General features: G+C 63.9%; 19 protein-coding genes. 11 read left to right on the top strand and 8 right to left on the bottom strand.

All coding sequences use genetic code 11. From position 1 onward, the window contains the following. Positions 1-1,568 (top strand): hypothetical protein (locus QRN51_RS17440; protein WP_284991109.1); only part of this gene is annotated, 1,568 nt, incomplete at its 5' end. 54 nt (positions 1,569-1,622) lie between these two features. On the opposite strand, the gene QRN51_RS17435 is transcribed toward QRN51_RS17440, so the two are convergent. Together QRN51_RS17435 and QRN51_RS17430 are read right to left on the bottom strand one after the other, a co-directional pair. Further along, complete coding sequence (locus QRN51_RS17435; protein WP_284991108.1) at positions 1,623-1,940, bottom strand: hypothetical protein; 318 nt, start codon at positions 1,938-1,940, stop codon at positions 1,623-1,625. Positions 1,941-2,236: 296 nt separating this feature from the next. After that, on the bottom strand, positions 2,237-4,090 hold the full coding sequence (locus QRN51_RS17430; protein ID WP_284991107.1) for a YncE family protein: 1,854 nt from the start codon (positions 4,088-4,090) through the stop codon (positions 2,237-2,239). On the opposite strand from QRN51_RS17430, the gene QRN51_RS17425 reads away from it, so the two are divergent. Next, a complete protein-coding gene (locus QRN51_RS17425; RefSeq protein WP_284991105.1) occupies positions 4,089-4,268 on the top strand; it encodes a hypothetical protein in 180 nt (59 codons plus the stop codon). The two genes, QRN51_RS17430 and QRN51_RS17425, sit on opposite strands and share 2 nt — an antisense overlap. A 348-nt stretch (positions 4,269-4,616) precedes the next feature. Here the strand turns inward: QRN51_RS17425 and QRN51_RS17420 are convergent, their stop codons facing one another. The 3 genes from QRN51_RS17420 to QRN51_RS17410 are packed head-to-tail and all read right to left on the bottom strand — an operon-like array spanning position 4,617 to position 6,774. Further along, entirely contained in the window at positions 4,617-5,885 is a 1,269-nt protein-coding gene (locus QRN51_RS17420; protein WP_284991104.1) for a macrolide family glycosyltransferase, read from the bottom strand. After that, positions 5,882-6,595 carry a DNA alkylation repair protein gene (locus QRN51_RS17415; protein WP_284991103.1) on the bottom strand — a complete coding sequence of 238 codons (714 nt, stop codon included), beginning with the start codon at positions 6,593-6,595 and terminating at the stop codon, positions 5,882-5,884. The genes QRN51_RS17420 and QRN51_RS17415 overlap by 4 nt, the downstream gene beginning before the upstream one ends. A gap of 29 nt (positions 6,596-6,624) precedes the next feature. Further along, positions 6,625-6,774, bottom strand: a complete 150-nt coding sequence (locus QRN51_RS17410) for a hypothetical protein (protein ID WP_284991102.1) — start codon at positions 6,772-6,774, stop codon at positions 6,625-6,627. A gap of 132 nt (positions 6,775-6,906) precedes the next feature. Here QRN51_RS17410 and QRN51_RS17405 point away from each other — a divergent pair, with 132 nt between their 5' ends. The 4 genes from QRN51_RS17405 to QRN51_RS17390 are packed head-to-tail and all read left to right on the top strand — an operon-like array spanning position 6,907 to position 9,967. Beyond that, positions 6,907-7,710, top strand: a complete 804-nt coding sequence (locus QRN51_RS17405) for a hypothetical protein (protein ID WP_284991101.1) — start codon at positions 6,907-6,909, stop codon at positions 7,708-7,710. Beyond that, positions 7,694-8,443: a LamB/YcsF family protein gene (locus QRN51_RS17400; protein ID WP_284991100.1), complete on the top strand. Its 750-nt coding sequence runs from the start codon at positions 7,694-7,696 to the stop codon at positions 8,441-8,443. Before QRN51_RS17405 ends, QRN51_RS17400 begins: the two co-directional genes overlap by 17 nt. After that, complete coding sequence (gene pxpB, locus QRN51_RS17395; protein WP_284991099.1) at positions 8,427-9,074, top strand: 5-oxoprolinase subunit PxpB; 648 nt, start codon at positions 8,427-8,429, stop codon at positions 9,072-9,074. The genes QRN51_RS17400 and pxpB overlap by 17 nt, the downstream gene beginning before the upstream one ends. Beyond that, positions 9,074-9,967, top strand: a complete 894-nt coding sequence (locus tag QRN51_RS17390; RefSeq protein ID WP_284991097.1) for a 5-oxoprolinase subunit C family protein — start codon at positions 9,074-9,076, stop codon at positions 9,965-9,967. Before pxpB ends, QRN51_RS17390 begins: the two co-directional genes overlap by 1 nt. 22 nt (positions 9,968-9,989) lie before the next feature. Here the strand turns inward: QRN51_RS17390 and QRN51_RS17385 are convergent, their stop codons facing one another. Then, positions 9,990-11,195, bottom strand: coding sequence for a DUF445 domain-containing protein (locus QRN51_RS17385; protein ID WP_502870877.1), 1,206 nt, complete (start codon positions 11,193-11,195; stop codon positions 9,990-9,992). Between the two features lie 206 nt (positions 11,196-11,401). On the opposite strand from QRN51_RS17385, the gene QRN51_RS17380 reads away from it, so the two are divergent. Continuing rightward, positions 11,402-12,301: a glycerophosphodiester phosphodiesterase gene (locus tag QRN51_RS17380; protein ID WP_284991095.1), complete on the top strand. Its 900-nt coding sequence runs from the start codon at positions 11,402-11,404 to the stop codon at positions 12,299-12,301. Positions 12,302-12,370: 69 nt separating this feature from the next. Here QRN51_RS17380 and QRN51_RS17375 read toward each other — a convergent pair whose 3' ends face one another. Next, positions 12,371-13,108 (bottom strand): fumarylacetoacetate hydrolase family protein, encoded by a 738-nt coding sequence (locus QRN51_RS17375; protein WP_059388434.1) that lies wholly within the window; start codon positions 13,106-13,108, stop codon positions 12,371-12,373. A 184-nt stretch (positions 13,109-13,292) separates the two neighbouring features. Between QRN51_RS17375 and QRN51_RS17370 the strand changes: the two genes are divergently transcribed. The 3 genes from QRN51_RS17370 to QRN51_RS17360 are packed head-to-tail and all read left to right on the top strand — an operon-like array spanning position 13,293 to position 14,838. Then, positions 13,293-13,781 carry a DoxX family protein gene (locus QRN51_RS17370; protein WP_284991094.1) on the top strand — a complete coding sequence of 163 codons (489 nt, stop codon included), beginning with the start codon at positions 13,293-13,295 and terminating at the stop codon, positions 13,779-13,781. Further along, positions 13,778-14,530 carry an AzlC family ABC transporter permease gene (locus tag QRN51_RS17365; RefSeq protein ID WP_059388436.1) on the top strand — a complete coding sequence of 251 codons (753 nt, stop codon included), beginning with the start codon at positions 13,778-13,780 and terminating at the stop codon, positions 14,528-14,530. Before QRN51_RS17370 ends, QRN51_RS17365 begins: the two co-directional genes overlap by 4 nt. Next, the gene (locus QRN51_RS17360) at positions 14,527-14,838 is read left to right on the top strand and encodes an AzlD domain-containing protein (RefSeq protein WP_284991093.1); all 312 of its coding nucleotides are present in this window, start codon (positions 14,527-14,529) and stop codon (positions 14,836-14,838) included. The genes QRN51_RS17365 and QRN51_RS17360 overlap by 4 nt, the downstream gene beginning before the upstream one ends. A 55-nt stretch (positions 14,839-14,893) precedes the next feature. On the opposite strand, the gene QRN51_RS17355 is transcribed toward QRN51_RS17360, so the two are convergent. Further along, positions 14,894-15,514 (bottom strand): TetR/AcrR family transcriptional regulator, encoded by a 621-nt coding sequence (locus QRN51_RS17355; RefSeq protein ID WP_284991092.1) that lies wholly within the window; start codon positions 15,512-15,514, stop codon positions 14,894-14,896. 70 nt (positions 15,515-15,584) lie between these two features. Between QRN51_RS17355 and QRN51_RS17350 the strand changes: the two genes are divergently transcribed. Next, a complete protein-coding gene (locus QRN51_RS17350; protein WP_284991091.1) occupies positions 15,585-15,908 on the top strand; it encodes a thiamine-binding protein in 324 nt (107 codons plus the stop codon). The last annotated feature ends 8 nt before the right edge of the window (positions 15,909-15,916 follow it).

The raw sequence follows: 15,916 nt of genomic DNA, 5'->3' as shown, positions 1-15,916 counted from the left end.
TGAACTTCGGTGTTGGTCAGACCGTGGCGAACTCCGTGACTGTGCCGGTGGGAGCTGACGGGAAGGTGACGTTGTTCAACCGTTCCGCCGGTTCCACCGATCTGATTGCCGACGTCTCGGGCTATTACCTGTCGGGGGCTCCGGTTGTTCCGGGTGCGTTTGCGCCGTTGGCTCCTTCGCGGATGCTGGATACGCGTGGTGGTGTCCCTGCGGGTGCTGATGCGCCTGTGTCGTTCCAGGTGGGTGGTGTTTCTGGGATTCCGGCGAATGTCTCGGCTGTGGTGTTCAATCTGACGGTGACGGGGCCGCAGTCGTTCGGGTTCGTGAGTGCGTTTGCTTCCGGTACTGAGCGTCCGAATGCGTCGAATGTGAACTTCGGTGTTGGTCAGACCGTGGCGAACTCCGTGACTGTGCCGGTGGGAGCTGACGGGAAGGTGACGTTGTTCAACCGTTCCGCCGGGACCACCGATCTGATTGCGGATGTTTCGGGTTACTTCATGGGCCAACTCATGCCGCCGGCGACGCCGGTCATCACACCGCCCACGACCATCACGACCATCCCAGGAACCAACACCGGCACCGTCAATGGTGGAGGGACTGTCGGTGTGGGGCAATACGATTTCACCATTAGTGAGCAGGGCACGTATCCGGCAAAGGGTTTTATTTACTCGGTCAGTGGAGCTCCAGTTTCGTCATTCCCGGTCAATCTCGGCTGTGACACCCCTCGGGTCGCGCAATTTGTGGTGGTCTGTCCGGCCGAAGGACGGAAAGCGACAGCGACGGTGGGGTCTGTTGATTACTTCACTTTTATCAGCGTTTGGGCGTTCAACGACGCCGGCTTTAGCAATCCGACGACCTACCAGTTCAGTGTGGCAAATGCCGTGCCCGTGCCCACTGCCGTGCTCCCGATCACCGCACCGAGCGAAGGGAATTGGGTGCCCGTTGCTACCCAAGTCGGCGGAAGGCCTATTGCCACTGGTTCTTGCGAGGGAGATCCGAGCGCGGGATACCCTGGGAGCACCAAGATGAATGCCCTTCAACTGAACGGTGCACCAGGCCAGTTCGGGACGACAGCGTCGCCTGCCGTAAATACGGCGGAGAGCTTCAGCGTCTCCGGGTGGTTCTGCCCCACCAATCCGGCACCCGGGGGAAACACTGTCCAGTCATTGATCGCGCAGATCGCCGACACCGGAGCCCCGGGCGGGGCACTGAGGTTGGATCCGAATGGCCGGCCCGAACTGGATACTTGGACTACGGGCAACGCCCTCGAACAGGTCCAGGAATCGCCGCGGGCCCAGAGCGCCTGGATGTTCATTTCTGCGGTCTTTGACAAGGTCAATCAACAGTTGCGCATTACTGTGACCTCGGGAGGTACCACTTCAACCTGGACCACGGCCGCAACCTCGACCCAAAGCCGCCTTCCCTCCACTTCCGGGGCTGTGCGTCTCGGAGAGGGCTTCACGGGTCAGATCCTCAACCCCGTCATGACCCAGGGCATCCTTACAAACGATCAGTTCAGCAACGTACAAAACGTTTTCACGCCCAGCTCCCAAGGGGTGCTCAGATGAGCAAACTGCAGCCAAGCAGCTAGCGATCGGTGGCTCCCCACCGGCACTCTCACCTTACTCAGCAGCGGATCGATTGAGGACGGCGGGCGCCGTCGCCGGCGCATCCCAGTCGATGTGGTGGCGATAGACCCAGTCGAAGTTGTCGGCCGTCTTCCGGGCGAGTGAGCGGAAGACGGCCTTCAGCACAAGGTCTTCAAAGACGCGCTTGAACTGGCCGCGGATCTTCGGGGCGGCCTTCCGGCGGCCCCATTCCACCACCGATTCCGCCCGGTTCCGGCGTTCCTTCTCGTAGCGGGCGAGGGCACCGGGGATGTCGCCGGGCGAGGTGCCCCGGAGCGATCGGCCCAGCGCGATGGCGTCTTCGATGGCCATGGAGGCGCCTTGCCCGGACGTGGAAATGGAGCCAAGGAGTCAGCCCGGTGTGGATCGTTAGCGCCTTGATCCACACCCGTAGACCACCGTCGACGAGCTCGAGGCGGCGATGCGGACTCGCACCTGCCTTCAGCCCCGGCTGGGCGGCAATAGTATTCCCGATCGCAGACACTCCCACACCAGTGACAAGCGAGCTGGTTGCCTAGTTCCCCTGGGATTCTTGCTCGTGACAGATGCCGAACCTGCAGAGCAAAATCCAAACTGGACTTCTCGTGCTGAGAACGTGGCCGCCGCGCTCATAGGTTACTGATCGCCGACACCGTATTACTGACTGCGTTAGCTACATAAAGGGTTCCTAGGCCCGGGTCCACGGCTAAGCCGGCAGGTGCGCTGCCCGTTGGGATTGTGGCCGTCACCGTACCCCCGTTGATTACTGAAACCATGTCTGAATAGAGGTGCGGGATATAGATGGTGTGAGTCAATGGGTCAACGGCAATTCCGTACGGCATCATGCTGTAGGGGATTGTCTGAGTTACCGCGGTCCCTTTAATGGTTAGCAGCTTCTCGGTGGACCAGTTGACGACGTAGACCGTGTGAGTACTGGGGTCTACCGCCACCCAAACCAGTCCGATCCCCAGGGCCATCGTCCGTGTAACTGCGTTGCCGTCGATAACGGACAGCGTGCCGTCCGAATTGCTTGTGACGTAAACCGTGTGTGAGGCAGAATCTACTGCGACGCCCTCAGGATCTCGACCGACGTCGATGGTGGCGGTAACCTGCGAGCCGTCGATCACGGAAAGCGTGTTTGACTGGGAGTTCGTCACATAGACAGTGTGTGTTTCTGGGTCAAGGGCAACGGCAGTCGGGGAGATGCCGACAGCTATTGTGTCCGTCACCGTGGTGCCGTTGATTACGGTTATTGAGTTGCCCCAATTATTGGCCACATAGACGTTGTGCGTTGATGGATCCACAGCCAGCCCGGAAGGCTGGCGGCCGACATTCACCGTTGCGGTCACGGCGCCCTGATTGATCACCGAGACGGTGTCGTCCTGTTTGTTCGCGACGTACACCGTGTGGGTTGCGGTGTCCACGGCAATATTCTGCGGTTGGCTGCCGACGGGAATGGTTGCCGTCACGGGAGGACCCGCAGCCTCGGGCGCGACGAAATAGCCTGCGACGTCCGCAATAAGCTGGGTGCTCGCTCCGGAGCGGTTGAACAGTGTGACCGTACCGTCTGCACCGACGGGGACGGTGACGAGGTTTGCGATGGTCTGTCCTGCTGAAAAGTTCAGATTCGACGCGGTGGGGCGGGCTGGCCCACCGGCGTAGGCGGTGACGAATCCGAAGGACTTCGGTTCAGTCGCCGTCAGGTTGAAGACCACTGCAGCTACTTTGGACGGAATACCCTGAACACCTGAGACGGGGAAAGAAACTGCGGTGTCGGACCCAACGGCTGCGCTCAGCCGGGTGTCCAGAAACCGCGATGGCATCACCGGCACGAAGGTTCCAGTTCCGGACGGCACGCCTGCGGCGTAGTATCCGGCGACGTCTGCGATCAGTTGTGCCTTGCCAGAGGAGCGGTTGAAAAGGGTGACCTTTCCGTCGCCTCCGATGGGAACGGAGACCAGGTTTGGCACCGTTTGCCCTTTTGAGTAGTTCAGACTTGAAGCCGTCGGCCGGGCTCCGCCGAACGGGTAAGCCGCAACGAAGCCGAACGAATCAGTCTCGGTGACGGTGAGGTTGAAAACCACGCCCGCAGCATCTGCGGGAACACCATTTGTCCCGGCCACTTTGAAGGAAACTTCGGAGTCCCCGCCGACCGGCCCGGTGTTCCGGGTGTCGAGCACCCGGGCGGGCGCGACTGAACCGAACGCACCGGGCACAACAGGTGCCCCCGGAAGGTAATACCCCTCGATATCCGCGATGAGCTGCACGGTGCCGCCGGATCGGTTGAACAGGGTCACTTTGCCGTTGCCCCCGACCGTCACAGTGACGAGGTTCGCCACCGTCTGACCCTTCGAGTAATTCAAGTTCGACGCCAGGGGGCGGTTCGTGCCGCTGGGATACGCGGACACAAAACCGAACGATGCCGGTTCCGTTACTGTCAGGTTGAAGACCACGGCGCCGCCGCTCACCGGCAGACCTGCCATGTCAACCACATTCAGTTCCACAGTTGAGTCGGGCCCAACCGGTGCGCTGGTCCTCGTGTCCAAGGCTCTGGTCGGCGTCATCGACCGGTACGCACCGGGCTGGGTTGGAGTCCCCAGACTGGCGGACGTCGTCAGCGGCACGGCCGGAACCTGTCCAAAAATGGCACCGACCGCCTGAGCGGCGCCACTGCCTGCGAACAAGAAACCCATCAAACTCAACAGCAACGTCGCAATCTTTGCTGACCGCCGCTTCGAAAAACCATCTGCCATTGTTCCCCCACAAGCATTTAGGCGGCCTGGCACGAAGCGCCGCTGAAGGAACCTTACCAGCGCGCCGACCGCAGACAAGGGCCGCCCCTGTCGGTTATGTCAGTACCGAGGAATTCACTAAGGGAACCCTGAGGCGCGCGTTCTGTTGCGATGGCGACGTTGGTGAGTCCCTAAAAGCTATGTTTCGAAACTTTGCGGTTGATCCGAATGGCTCGCCCCAACCGAGTGCCGGCCGCTGCGCCCATCCAAACGACACTTACGCAGCAGTCGATGCAGCCAGGAACTCCTCAATCGCGTCCGCCGCGGCCGGTGCCCCGCCCGCTGATCGCACCCGCGCACTCATCGCCTCGAGCTTGCCGCGCACTACAGGGTCGCCGCTGACTTCAAGGACCGTGTCCCGGATCAGTTCGGGGGAGAGCCCCTCCAGGGGGAGCCGCCGCCCGAGCCCCAAGTCCTCCACGCGGCGTGCATTGGCCCCTTGTTCGGGCTGCAGCGGGAAGGCCACCAAAGGCACCCCGAAATAGAGCGCCTCCATGGTCGAGTTCATCCCGGTGTGGGAGAGGAAAGCGTCGGCGTGGGGCAGGACTTCGAGCTGCGGAAAGAAGGGCCGTACCTCAAAGTTCTCCGGGATGTCCCCCAGCTCGGACCCCTCGACGCGCTCTCCGATTGCCATGGCGACTTGCCAAGGGGTGCCGGCAAATCCTTCCAAGCACATCCTGAAGAAATCCGGCCGGTCATTCAACGGGGTGGTGCCCAGTGAGACGAACAACAGGGGCCTGTCCTTCGCCCGGGGCCGCCAGGCTTCCTCGTTGCCCCGTAGGCCAAGGCATGGGCCTACGAAATGGAACCTGGCATCGAACGTCTCTCCCGAGGGCTGGAATTCCCTCGGGATGAAGGAGATGTTCAACGATGCAGGAGGGCCTCCCATGAATTGCAGATGGCCCACGCCATGCTCCGCGGCGAAATCATTAATCCGCCGGCTGACCTGTTTCCAGGCCTCGATCATGCCTGGCGGCGGCGGCCCTGGCATGAGATCCCGCATCGAGAAATGTTCATTGGTGGCATAGCTCGGAAGCAACGCAATATCGGGCAAGGCCAGCTTCGCGGCAGCCATCTTCCCGGAGAGCGTCATTGCGTCGTAGGCCACCCCGTCCGGCGGGTCCTCGGCCAGACGGGCCAGCAGCGCCGGGAATTCCTCCCTTGCGCCCTTGAGAATCCGCTCAAGAAGTCCCGACATCATTCCGGACGGCATTCCCGCGAACATCCCCGTCATCGGTGACGGCGCCGGGCCGCCGCCAGCGGGTTCCGGGCTACCATCAGCGGAACGCTCGCGCGGGGGGAGGAATGCCGCCAGATCCTCTCCACTGGGGAAGAATACGGCGCCAGCGGATTCAACGGCTTTCGCGTACTTCGCGGACGTGGCATAGGTGACCCTGTGGCCTCTGCGAACCAACTCTGCAACCACTGGCAACGTCGGATTCACATGGCCTGCTGCCGGCAAGCAGATGAAGGCGATGTGCTTCATTTGGAAAGGTCGGTGCCATGGACGCTGCGCCGGCGCGATTTCAGTCCAGTCTCGAGCTTGGTGCGAACCTCGCGCTTCACGCGGGCGGCAAGTTCGGTCTCATGCGATTCCAAGAAGGTTCGCACGGCAGGCGGATCCCACGGCACCAAGGAGCGCAACGCCCAGCTGACCGCCTTGACCACCGTGTCGTCGCGATCGTTGATCAAAATCCCGACGACGCCGAGCGTCCGTTGCGTATCGCCGGTTCCCCACCGCGACCTGGTGTTGAGCACGGTAGTGGAAACAAGGGCAACGCGACGCCACCAGTGGTCCGGGCTCCGCGCCCAGCGGTCGACGTCGACGTCCGAGATGAGCCCTTCGCGCCACGCCGGCCCCACCAAGATGGTGGCGAAGGCATCAGCCTGGCCCCAGGAAGCTATGCCTTCTCCCAAGTGTTCAAGCCGGGCCGGTGTCAGCTCAGCAAAAGCCGCCTGGTGGGCATTGATGAATTCCCATCCTTCCCACTCAAAGCCGGCTTCCACCAGACCTTCGGCGAGACTGAAGACGACGGCCGCCTCCATCGTAGCGATTTCCGCGGAGACTTTGCGGCGGACGGCACGGAAGCTCGCGGCGTCGTGCTTCTCCAAAGCGCGCAGCTCCTCGAGGACGCGCGCCAACAATTGCCCCGGCTGGGTATCCCCCGGAGAGACGAGTATTCCGTGCGAAGCCACTTTTAGCCCCAGATTGCGTGGGCTGAACGCTATTCTTCCGGCGCGTCGTCGGTGTCCGGCCCTTCGGCAGGTTCCTGGCTGTGAAGGCCGGTATCGTGCGACACCCAACCCTCCGTTTCCCCTTCGGCAGGGGCGTCGCTGTGATGGCGGACTTCGTTCGGATCTGGTGCCTTGTTCATTCCGGATGCTTCCTGTCCTTCGTTGGACTGTTCCCGCGAACGCCTTAAAGTCTACGCCGGGGAGGGGGCGTGTGGCCTAGGCTAGGCAAGGAACTACCGAACGAATTCAACGGCTGAATGCAGAGGTGAAGAATGGCAAAGCGACCCAACCAGGCAGTAAAGATTGCGCAGGAAACGGCCCACAACGCCATGTTCGACGCCAGCGGCAATGCCAAACCCGGTGTCCACAACGTGCTGCTCCGGGCCGTCGAGGTCCAACGTCCCCTTGTCCTGGCCAACCTGCGCCGCCTGCAACGCAAACACCCGCAGGCCACAGCGGCGCAGCTGGCCGCCAAACTGGAGCGCGACTACCTCGCCGCAGTCACCGGCGGGGGAGCCGCCGTCGGGGCAACCGCCGTCGTGCCCGGCATCGGCACCGCGGCCTCGCTGGGCCTTTCCGCGCTTGCCACCATCGGGTTCCTGGAAGGAACCGCTCTGTACGCCGCTTCCTTGGCCGAACTCCACGGAATCCGCCTCACCGATCCGGACCGTGCGCGAACCATGGTCATGGCCATCATGCTCGGCGAGGAAGGCACGGCCCTGCTGGGTGCCCTGAGCGGACAATCGCTCGGCAGAGGCAAAGGAATCACCCAGGCCTGGGGCATGACCCTCACCAAGAAGCTGCCCGGCGGAGGATTCGGGGTCATTCGCGATGCCATCCAGCGCGCCTTCCTCAAGCGGCTTGTTAAGCGCCAAGGCGCCGCCTTCCTCGGCCGGGCCCTGCCTTTCGGCGTGGGGGCCGTGGTGGGCGGAGTCGGAAACCGCGTCATGGGGCGTGCCGTAGCGGCCTCGGCGAGGGAAGCATTCGGTCCCATGCCGGACTTCATTCCGGGCGAGCTGCTCCCAGCCGCCCGCCAGAACGCGCTGGAAGGCGGGAATAGTGGATCTCAACGCTGATTCGGGGGAGTCGTTCGGCTCCTGGACCATGGGGAACGACGCATCAATGTTCCGGATCGTCAGCAGCGCCAACGTCGCCTGCGGCTTCCACGCCGGGGACCCGGTGACCATGCTGGACAGCTGCCGTGCCGCCTTCGAGCTCGACGTCCGGGTGGGCGCCCACGTGGGCTACCGGGACCTGCACGGCTTCGGGCGCCGATCGATGGACATGTCCTTCGATGAGCTCTTCGGCGACGTCCTCTACCAGCTCGGTGCCCTCGACGGCATGGCCCACGCGGTGGGCGCCTCCGTGGACTACGTCAAACCCCACGGTGCCCTGTACAACAGGATCGTCAACGACGTCGAGCAGGCCGAAGCAGTAGTGGCTGCGATTCACGCCTACGATCCCGGGCTACCCGTCCTTGGCCTGCCGGGCTCGGCGCTGCTGCGCCTCGCCGAGGAATCCGGCCACCCGGTGTTCCGCGAGGCGTTCGTGGACCGCGGCTACATGCCGGACGGAACGTTGGTGCCGCGCTCGCAGGAAGGCGCGGTGGTGCACGACGCCGGCGCGGTAGTCGAGCGGGCTGTGCGCTTTGCCGTGCGGGGCGAGGTGCTGGCCGTGGACGGCACAGTGGTGCGGGTTCAGCCCGATTCGTTGTGCATCCATGGCGATACCCCGGGTGCTGTCGAACTGGCGGCGGCGGTGCGCGCCGGCCTCGAGGAAGCTGGAGTGGAGATTGAATCCTTCGCTTGAGCGGGAGCTTTTGCCCTGCGGCGACAGCGCTTTCTTGGTGGAACTGCCCGAGCTGACCGCCGTCGTCGCGTACTACCGCGGGCTGACCGGGGCCGGCGCTTCGGTTGGCAGTTCAATGCCGGAGGGGATCATCGACGTCGTGCCCGCCGCCCGCACTGTCCTGGTCACCTTCGACCCGGAAACGATCCGTCCTTCCGACGTCCGCGACTGGCTGGAGTCCGCAGAACCGGCATACGACGTCGCCAGTTCGGGCCGCGAAGTGACCATCGAGGTCTCCTACCGTGGCCCGGACCTTGCCGAAACGGCACAATTCCTCGGCATGAGCGAGGCCGAAGTGGTCAAGCTTCACACGAGCTCGGAGTGGACTGCCGCATTTTCCGGCTTTGCGCCCGGCTTCGTGTACCTGGTCACCACGCATGAGCGGCTCCGCGTTCCGCGCCGGAACACTCCACGCACCGCCGTGCCGGCTGGCTCGGTTGGCCTCGCCGGCGAGTTCAGCGGAGTCTACCCGCGATCCTCTCCGGGCGGGTGGCAGCTGATTGGAACCACGACGGCGGCACTGTGGGACGCGTCCAAGGCCGAGCCCGCGCTGATCCGGCCGGGTGACCTGGTCCGATTCGTGGAGGCCTGATGGGGATAGTGGTGGTGAACCCCGGCCCCCTCACCTTGGTGGAAGACCTTGGCAGGCAGGGCTGGGCTTCCTTGGGGTTGAGCCCTTCCGGCGCGCTGGACCGGCAATCGCTTCGCCTTGCCAACCTGCTGGTGGGGAATCCCGCGGAGGCGGCAGGGCTGGAGATATTGCTGGGTGGGCTTCGCCTGCGGTTCGTCACGGCGTCGACGGTCGCGGTGGCGGGTGCCGAGGGAATCGTGAGACTCAACGGGGCCGAGATTCCGCTGAACCAAGCCGTCCGGGTGGCCCCGGGCGCCGTGCTGGACTTCGGTTCCCCTCTGTTCGGACTGCGATATTACCTGGCGGTACAGGGCGGCATCGACGCGCCAAAGCTCCTCGGTTCAAGCAGCACGGACATGCTCTCCGGTGAAGGCCCAGCGCCGTTGACATCGGGTGAGCAGCTAGGAATCGGGCATGTTTCCGCGGGCAATGGCCTGGTTTCGGGTACGGGTTCGGGGACCGTTAACAATGCGCATGTCCTCCCTGCTATCCGCCGCGCTCCTGATCCGGGGCGCGCCATCACAGCCCGCGTGGATCGCGGCCCCCGGGGGGACTGGTTCGACCCCGACTCCTGGCGCCGCTTGGTCAGCCAGGAATGGACCCTGTCGCCCGATTCCAACAGGATCGGTGCCCGGCTGGTGGGCCGCCCGCTCACCCAGGCCCGGCTCGAGGAACTGCCCAGCGAAGGCATGGTGCTCGGCGCACTGCAAGTGCCGCCGTCGGGCCTTCCCACAGTATTCCTGGCAGATCATCCCGTGACGGGTGGCTACCCTGTGATTGCCGTGGTGCGTCGCACCGATCTGGACTTGCTGGGCCAAGCCCGCCCCGGCCAGCGGATCCGTTTCCTCGGCTGAAGGTCCCCTCCACCGGACTGCGTCAGCCGAACACCAAGTGCGCTACCGTGAAGATCGCGAGCCCGGCCAGCGACCCCACTACGGTGCCGTTGATGCGGATGTATTGCAGGTCCTTACCTACCTGGAGCTCGATCTTTTGCGAGGTTTCCTCGGCATCCCAGCGCGCCACGGTGTCCGTGATGACCCCAGCGATATCGGAACGGTACGTTTTGACGAGGTACCCGGCAGCATCACCGATCCAGGCATTGACCTTGCCTGCCAGCTCGTCGTCCTTGACAAGCCGCGAACCGAAGTCCCGGACGGCGCTCTTGAAGCGCTGTGTCAGTTCGCTGTCGGGATCGTCGACGGCGGTGAGCAGCGCGTCCTTGATAGTGCCCCACGTGCGGGAGGCAAGTTCGCGGACCTCGGGATCGCCGAGGACCTGGGTCTTGATTGCCTCCGCACGGGCGATCATTGCAGGATCGTGCTGGAGATCCTGGGCAAGATCACCGAGGTATGTATCGATCGATTGGCGCACTTGATGATCGGGATCCTGCTGCACCGCCCGGACGAACTTGGAGATTTCGTTGTAGACCCTGTCTCCCACGATGTCGTCCACGAAGGAAGGAACCCAGAGGGGCGAACGGTCGGACACGAGCCGGTTCACCGTGGAGTGGTTCGCTTCCACCCAATCAGCCGCCCGGTCAACCAGCAGATCGACGAGTTTGTGGTGGTGGCCGTCGGCAAAGATCCGTTCGGCCATCCGGCCCACGGGCGGTCCCCACGGCGGGGTGAGCAGGTGCTTGCGGACCATGCCTTCGATCACTGCCTGGACGTCGTCGTCGTTCAGCACGGTGAACGCTCCGCGGATGAGTGCCGAACCTTCCTTGGCGATACGCTCCGGGCCACCCGGGGATGCGAGCCACGCGCCGGCTTTCCGGGCGATGTCGATGCTCGCGAGCTTCTCCTGGACCACCTGCTCGGACAGGAAGTTGGTCTCCACGAATTCCCCGAGCGAAGCGCCGATCTGGTCCTTGCGCCGCGGAATGATGGCGGTGTGCGGGATTTTCAGGCCCATGGGGTATTTGAACAGCGCAGTGACGGCGAACCAGTCGGCCAGCGCTCCCACCATGCCGCCCTCGGCAGCGGCCCGCACGTATTCCAGCCACGGATACTGCCTCTGCAGGGCGAAAGCGGCCGTGAAAACCACCGCCATCACAATCAGGAGCGCCAGCGCCACCGACTTCATCCGACGCAGGGCAGCCGCCTTTTCGGCGTCGCCGTTCCGTTGCCCGACGCCGGATCCAACCGTGGAGCTGTTCCCGGCACCTGCGTTCCGGGTGGCCTCCGCCGTCGGGTCGCTATCGCTGTCCGTCACCGGGATTTGTTCAGAGTTCACCTGCATGTGCCCAGCGTAGCCCCGTCGCTGTCATGGACGTGGGCTACCGTGTCCCCATGACGAATGACGAGCCCGGTCGCCCAGACCAAAGCACGGAGCAAAATACGCGGCCCATGGTCTACGCCCACCGCGGAGCCAGTGCAGCATTTGCCGAGCACACGCGTGCCGCCTACCTGAAGGCAATCGCCGACGGCGCCGACGGCGTCGAGTGCGACGTCCACCTGACCCGGGACCAGCACGTTGTCCTGCTCCACGACGCGAACCTGGACCGCACCTCCGACGGTACCGGTCCCGTGGCCGAGAAGACGCTCGAAGAACTGCGGCAGCTGGATTTCTCTTCCTGGAAGGGCGCCCGGATTCCGGACCAGTACGGCGCAAAATCGGACCAGCTCCTGACGCTCCCGGAGTTGCTGGAGATCCTGCGTGGTGCCGGCAGGACCATTGGCCTGGCTATTGAACTCAAGCACCCCAGCCCGTACCAGCTCAAGCTTGAAGACCGCGTGCTGGAGCTTCTCGGCCGGGAAGGGTGGAACGCGGAGACCTCCATGCTGGACAACATCCAGGTTTCCTTCATGAGTTTCAGCCCGGATTCGGTCAAGCACCTGCTCCAGTTCGTTCCCGCGGAGCACATCTGCCAGCTCGTGGACGATGTCACGGTGGAAGAAGTCCGCGATGAACTGGGCCTGGGAGTCATCACTGGGGGAGCCGTGGCCAACGTGATGAAGGCGGCCCAGCAGGAAGGCGAACGGATCCTGGACGACTGCGAGGTTGGACTGGCCGGGCCGGGCATCGACTACGTCCGCAAGCACGCCCGCACCGTCCAGCGCTGGCTGGAATCAGGCCGCCGCTTCCGGGTGTGGACCGTTGACTCGGAGAACGATGTTGCCCTCTGCCAAGGCCTGGGGATCCACGAGATCACCACGAACAAGCCGGCGCAGGTCCTCGCCCAGCTTTAGGCACCAACCGCACCCAACTAACTCGCAGTTGTTGTCGTTTAGGGGCTCCAAAACGACAACAACTGCGAGTCAGATGACCGTGTTGCTGAGGGTTCCGATGCCGCCCAGTGTGATGTCCACCCGGTCGCCGGGCTGGACAGCCACGAAGGTGTTCGGAGCTCCCGTCATGATGATGTCGCCGGGCTCCAAGGTCAGCCATTCGGTGACATAGACGAGGCAATCCGTGATGGAGGATGGCAGGTTGAAGGACCCGGACCGGGCCTTGACCTCGCCGTTGACTACTACCTCGGTGCTGACGTTGTCCGGGTCCTCGATCCCGGTTTCGATCCACGGTCCGAGCGGCGTGTAGTTGGTGCCGGACTTGCCCTGGAAGAGCTTTTCGTCGACGTGGTTTTGATCCACGTTGGTGACGTCGTTGACCACGGTGTAGCCCAGGACGTGGCTCAAGGCGTTCTCGGCAGTGAGCTTTTCCGCCCGCTTTCCGATGACGGCGGCCAACTCGCCTTCCACGTTCACCGTGCCCGCGTTGCGCACGGCCACGATGCCGTCACCGGGTCCGGCGATGCTGTGGACGGACTTGTGCCAGGCCTGGATGGGCAGTACGTGGTTGTTGTTGCCCAGGTTGTGCCCGATGCCGAGCACCACGGAAGGCCGGACCGGGGCGAGGAGCTCGGCGTCGTCCGCGGAACTGGATTCTCCGGTGAAGGATAGGACCTCGGCAAAGGGATCCTCGATGTGGTCCCAGCGTCCATCGCGCAGGACAGCGTGCTGGGGGCCGGAAGGGGTCTTCAGTCGGGCGATGCGCATGGAACTCCTCGTTGAATTTCTTGTGGCGGTGGACTGTGGCGGTGGACTGAGGCGGTGGACTGTGTCAGGCACGGCCTAGAAAGAAACATACATCATACTGAACTGAGTCCAATACTCTGAACATATAACTCAGTCCGAAACCTTCCGGTTACCGCGCTGGGCAGGGCTGTGGTTGCATGAATACATGCCTTTTTCATGGTCCGCCCGGACAACACAGACAATCTCCGCGGCGGCCATGAGTGTACTGTTACTCGTCAGTGCCAGGAAGCACTTCCGGCAGCCGAAATTCTTCGCTCCCGTGGTCCCGGACTATCTCTGCCGCGAGGACTACGCAGTCGGGCACGCTGAAGCCGGCCAGGACAAGACCAAACCAACCGCACCGCACAACGGCGCCTTGGCGGTCATGTCCAGGGAGGAATGGATCGCAGTGAGTGGACTGCTTGAGGCGGTTGCCGCCGTCGGACTCCTCATTCCTGCCACGCGTAGGGCTGCAGCCCGCGGCACTACGCTGATGTTCACGGCGTTCCTGGCCGGCCACGTGGACGCGCTCCGCCGCGCCTACTCGCCTACCGGGACGGTGTCCGCTCGGCGGATCCACACACTGCGGCTGCCCTTGCAGATCCCTCTGATCCTGTGGGCATGGAGCTTGGCCGGAGCGAAACGGGGCGCATGAAACTCCTCGAATCCCCGGCGGTGAAGGTGGGCCTCTCCATCAGCATTGCAACGGGTCTCTACGGCATCTCGTTCGGGGCATTGGCCTCGGCCTCGGGGTTCAGTTTCTGGCAGACCATGGCGTTCAGCCTGCTCATGTTCAGCGGCGGCTCGCAGTTCGCCTTCATCGGCGTCGTGGCTGGAGGCGGTTCCGGCATTGCGGCCATGACAGCGGCCGCGCTGCTGGGGTTGCGCAACGGCATCTACGGGATGCAGATGAACGCGCTGCTGCGTCCCAGCGGTTGGCTCAAGTACCCGCAAGCCCACATCACCATCGACGAGTCCACGGCCACTGCCTCGGGACAAAGCGATTCCGACGAACAACGCCGCGGCTTCTGGACAGCCGGACTCGGCATTTTCGTGCTGTGGAACATCTTCACGGCTGTGGGCGCACTGGCCGGCGATGCCTTGGGCGACCCCAAGCAGTGGGGTCTCGACGGCGCCGCCGTGGCAGCGTTCCTCGGCCTTCTTTGGCCGCGGCTCAAGGGCCGTGAGCCGTGGGCGATCGCCGCTGCTGCTGCCCTGGCGACCATCATTGCGGTCCCGTTCGTTCCGGCTGGGGTGCCCATCCTCGTGGCCGCCGTGGTGGCCGGAGCCATCGGCTGGTTCAGCCACGGACGCAGCGACGAAGGGATGGAGCCCGACGTCGATCCCTACCCGCGCGGCCATTCCAGTGCTGACGCTTCCAGCCGCGAAAGGAACGCCGAATGAACCTCTGGGTCTGGATCCTCATCGCCTGCGGACTGGCGTACCTGACGAAACTTTCGGGCTATTTCGTGCCGGCGAAACTGCTGCAGAGTCCCCGGATGATGCGTGTGGCCGGCACCATGACCATCGGACTGCTGGCATCCCTGACCGTGGTCAACGCTGTGGCGTCCGGGCAGTCCCTGGCCTTCGACGCCCGGCTCGGCGCGCTGGCTGCGGGTGCCGTCGCACTGTGGCTCCGTGCCCCGTTCCTGGTAGTGGTCATCGTCGGGTCGGCAGCGGCCGCCGGGCTCCGGCTGCTCGGTTGGCGCTGAACCACCACGCGGGGTTCCAACCATCGCCGCGGCGCGCAACGTCGTCGTGCGCTGGTTACTGGAAATTCATCCCGGGGATGGGGGTCTGCTGCGGCAGCGGGCGCGACGGGCGCTCGGTGCGGATGGCGTCCTCAAGGAGGGCAACAGGCCGTTCCCAAGCGCGGGACCCCGGCTCCATGGTGTCCACGGCGCCGATCAGCATGGCAACAAGGCGCACCATGTCCTCGATGGAAATGTCCCGGCGCAAAGAACCCTGGCCCTGGCCGCGGCTAAGAAGTTCAGCCATGGAATCGATCAAGCCGCCCGTGATGCCCACCAGGAGTCCGCGGCGGCCGGCGACGGCGCCCAGCAGGTTGGCGTCTTCGCTGGCAACCTGCACTACGGCGTCGATCACGTTGATGAGCCCGACGGCGGCATCCATGCCCGCGAGGGACTCTTCCACGACCGGGTCGACATGAAGCCTGAGTTGCCGCGACAGGGCGGCCAGGACGAGTTGTTCCTTGTCAGCGAAGTTGCGGAACAGTGTAGCCGGGCCAACACCCGCGGTGGTGGCGATCGTCTGGAGTGGAACCTCCGGGCCCAGCTCGCGGAAGCACTGGCGCGCCGCCGTGATGATCTTGTCTACATTGCGCGCAGCATCAGCTCTAAGTGGCTTGCGTTCCAAGGGCCGGTCCATGCTGCTCACAGTAGCAACGGAGGGGCTCCAATCACTTTTGTGACATTCTTGCCCGTGAAAGACTGGATTCATGTTGCTTGCCTTTTCAGTCGCCCCGTCCGGCCAGCCCGCTGCTGGCGCCGCATCCGTTGATGGCTCGGTGCACGATGCCGTTGCCGAGGCCGTGAAGATCGTCCGCGAATCCGGGCTTCCCAACCAGACGGACTCGATGTTCACCACCATCGAGGGTGAGTGGGATGAAGTGTTCGACGTCGTCAAGCGCGCCACCGAGGCGGTGAGCAAGTACGGGAGCCGGGTGTCCCTGGTGATCAAGGCGGATATCCGGCCGGGATATGCGGGGGAGATTACGGGCAAGGTCGAGCGGCTCGAGAAGGCGATCGCCGGCGGGGAATAGGCCCTTCG

It is taken from the genome of Arthrobacter sp. efr-133-TYG-120 (assembly GCF_030209785.1).
Taxonomy (GTDB): Bacteria; Actinomycetota; Actinomycetes; order Actinomycetales; family Micrococcaceae; genus Arthrobacter.
This window is presented reverse-complemented; position numbering and strand designations above follow the sequence as displayed.

Bases quoted from the DNA above. Each gene is read 5' to 3' on its own strand.
- QRN51_RS17435 (WP_284991108.1), bottom strand. From the start codon at position 1,940: ATGGCCATCGAAGACGCCATCGCGCTGGGCCGATCGCTCCGGGGCACC.
- QRN51_RS17425 (WP_284991105.1), top strand. From the start codon at position 4,089: ATGTCAACCACATTCAGTTCCACAGTTGAGTCGGGCCCAACCGGTGCG.
- QRN51_RS17430 (WP_284991107.1), bottom strand. From the start codon at position 4,090: ATGGCAGGTCTGCCGGTGAGCGGCGGCGCCGTGGTCTTCAACCTGACA.
- QRN51_RS17420 (WP_284991104.1), bottom strand. From the start codon at position 5,885: ATGAAGCACATCGCCTTCATCTGCTTGCCGGCAGCAGGCCATGTGAAT.
- QRN51_RS17410 (WP_284991102.1), bottom strand. From the start codon at position 6,774: ATGAACAAGGCACCAGATCCGAACGAAGTCCGCCATCACAGCGACGCC.
- QRN51_RS17405 (WP_284991101.1), top strand. From the start codon at position 6,907: ATGGCAAAGCGACCCAACCAGGCAGTAAAGATTGCGCAGGAAACGGCC.
- QRN51_RS17390 (WP_284991097.1), top strand. From the start codon at position 9,074: ATGGGGATAGTGGTGGTGAACCCCGGCCCCCTCACCTTGGTGGAAGAC.
- QRN51_RS17385 (WP_502870877.1), bottom strand. From the start codon at position 11,195: ATGAAGTCGGTGGCGCTGGCGCTCCTGATTGTGATGGCGGTGGTTTTC.
- QRN51_RS17380 (WP_284991095.1), top strand. From the start codon at position 11,402: ATGACGAATGACGAGCCCGGTCGCCCAGACCAAAGCACGGAGCAAAAT.
- QRN51_RS17375 (WP_059388434.1), bottom strand. From the start codon at position 13,108: ATGCGCATCGCCCGACTGAAGACCCCTTCCGGCCCCCAGCACGCTGTC.
- QRN51_RS17370 (WP_284991094.1), top strand. From the start codon at position 13,293: ATGCCTTTTTCATGGTCCGCCCGGACAACACAGACAATCTCCGCGGCG.
- QRN51_RS17365 (WP_059388436.1), top strand. From the start codon at position 13,778: ATGAAACTCCTCGAATCCCCGGCGGTGAAGGTGGGCCTCTCCATCAGC.
- QRN51_RS17360 (WP_284991093.1), top strand. From the start codon at position 14,527: ATGAACCTCTGGGTCTGGATCCTCATCGCCTGCGGACTGGCGTACCTG.
- QRN51_RS17355 (WP_284991092.1), bottom strand. From the start codon at position 15,514: ATGGACCGGCCCTTGGAACGCAAGCCACTTAGAGCTGATGCTGCGCGC.
- QRN51_RS17350 (WP_284991091.1), top strand. From the start codon at position 15,585: ATGTTGCTTGCCTTTTCAGTCGCCCCGTCCGGCCAGCCCGCTGCTGGC.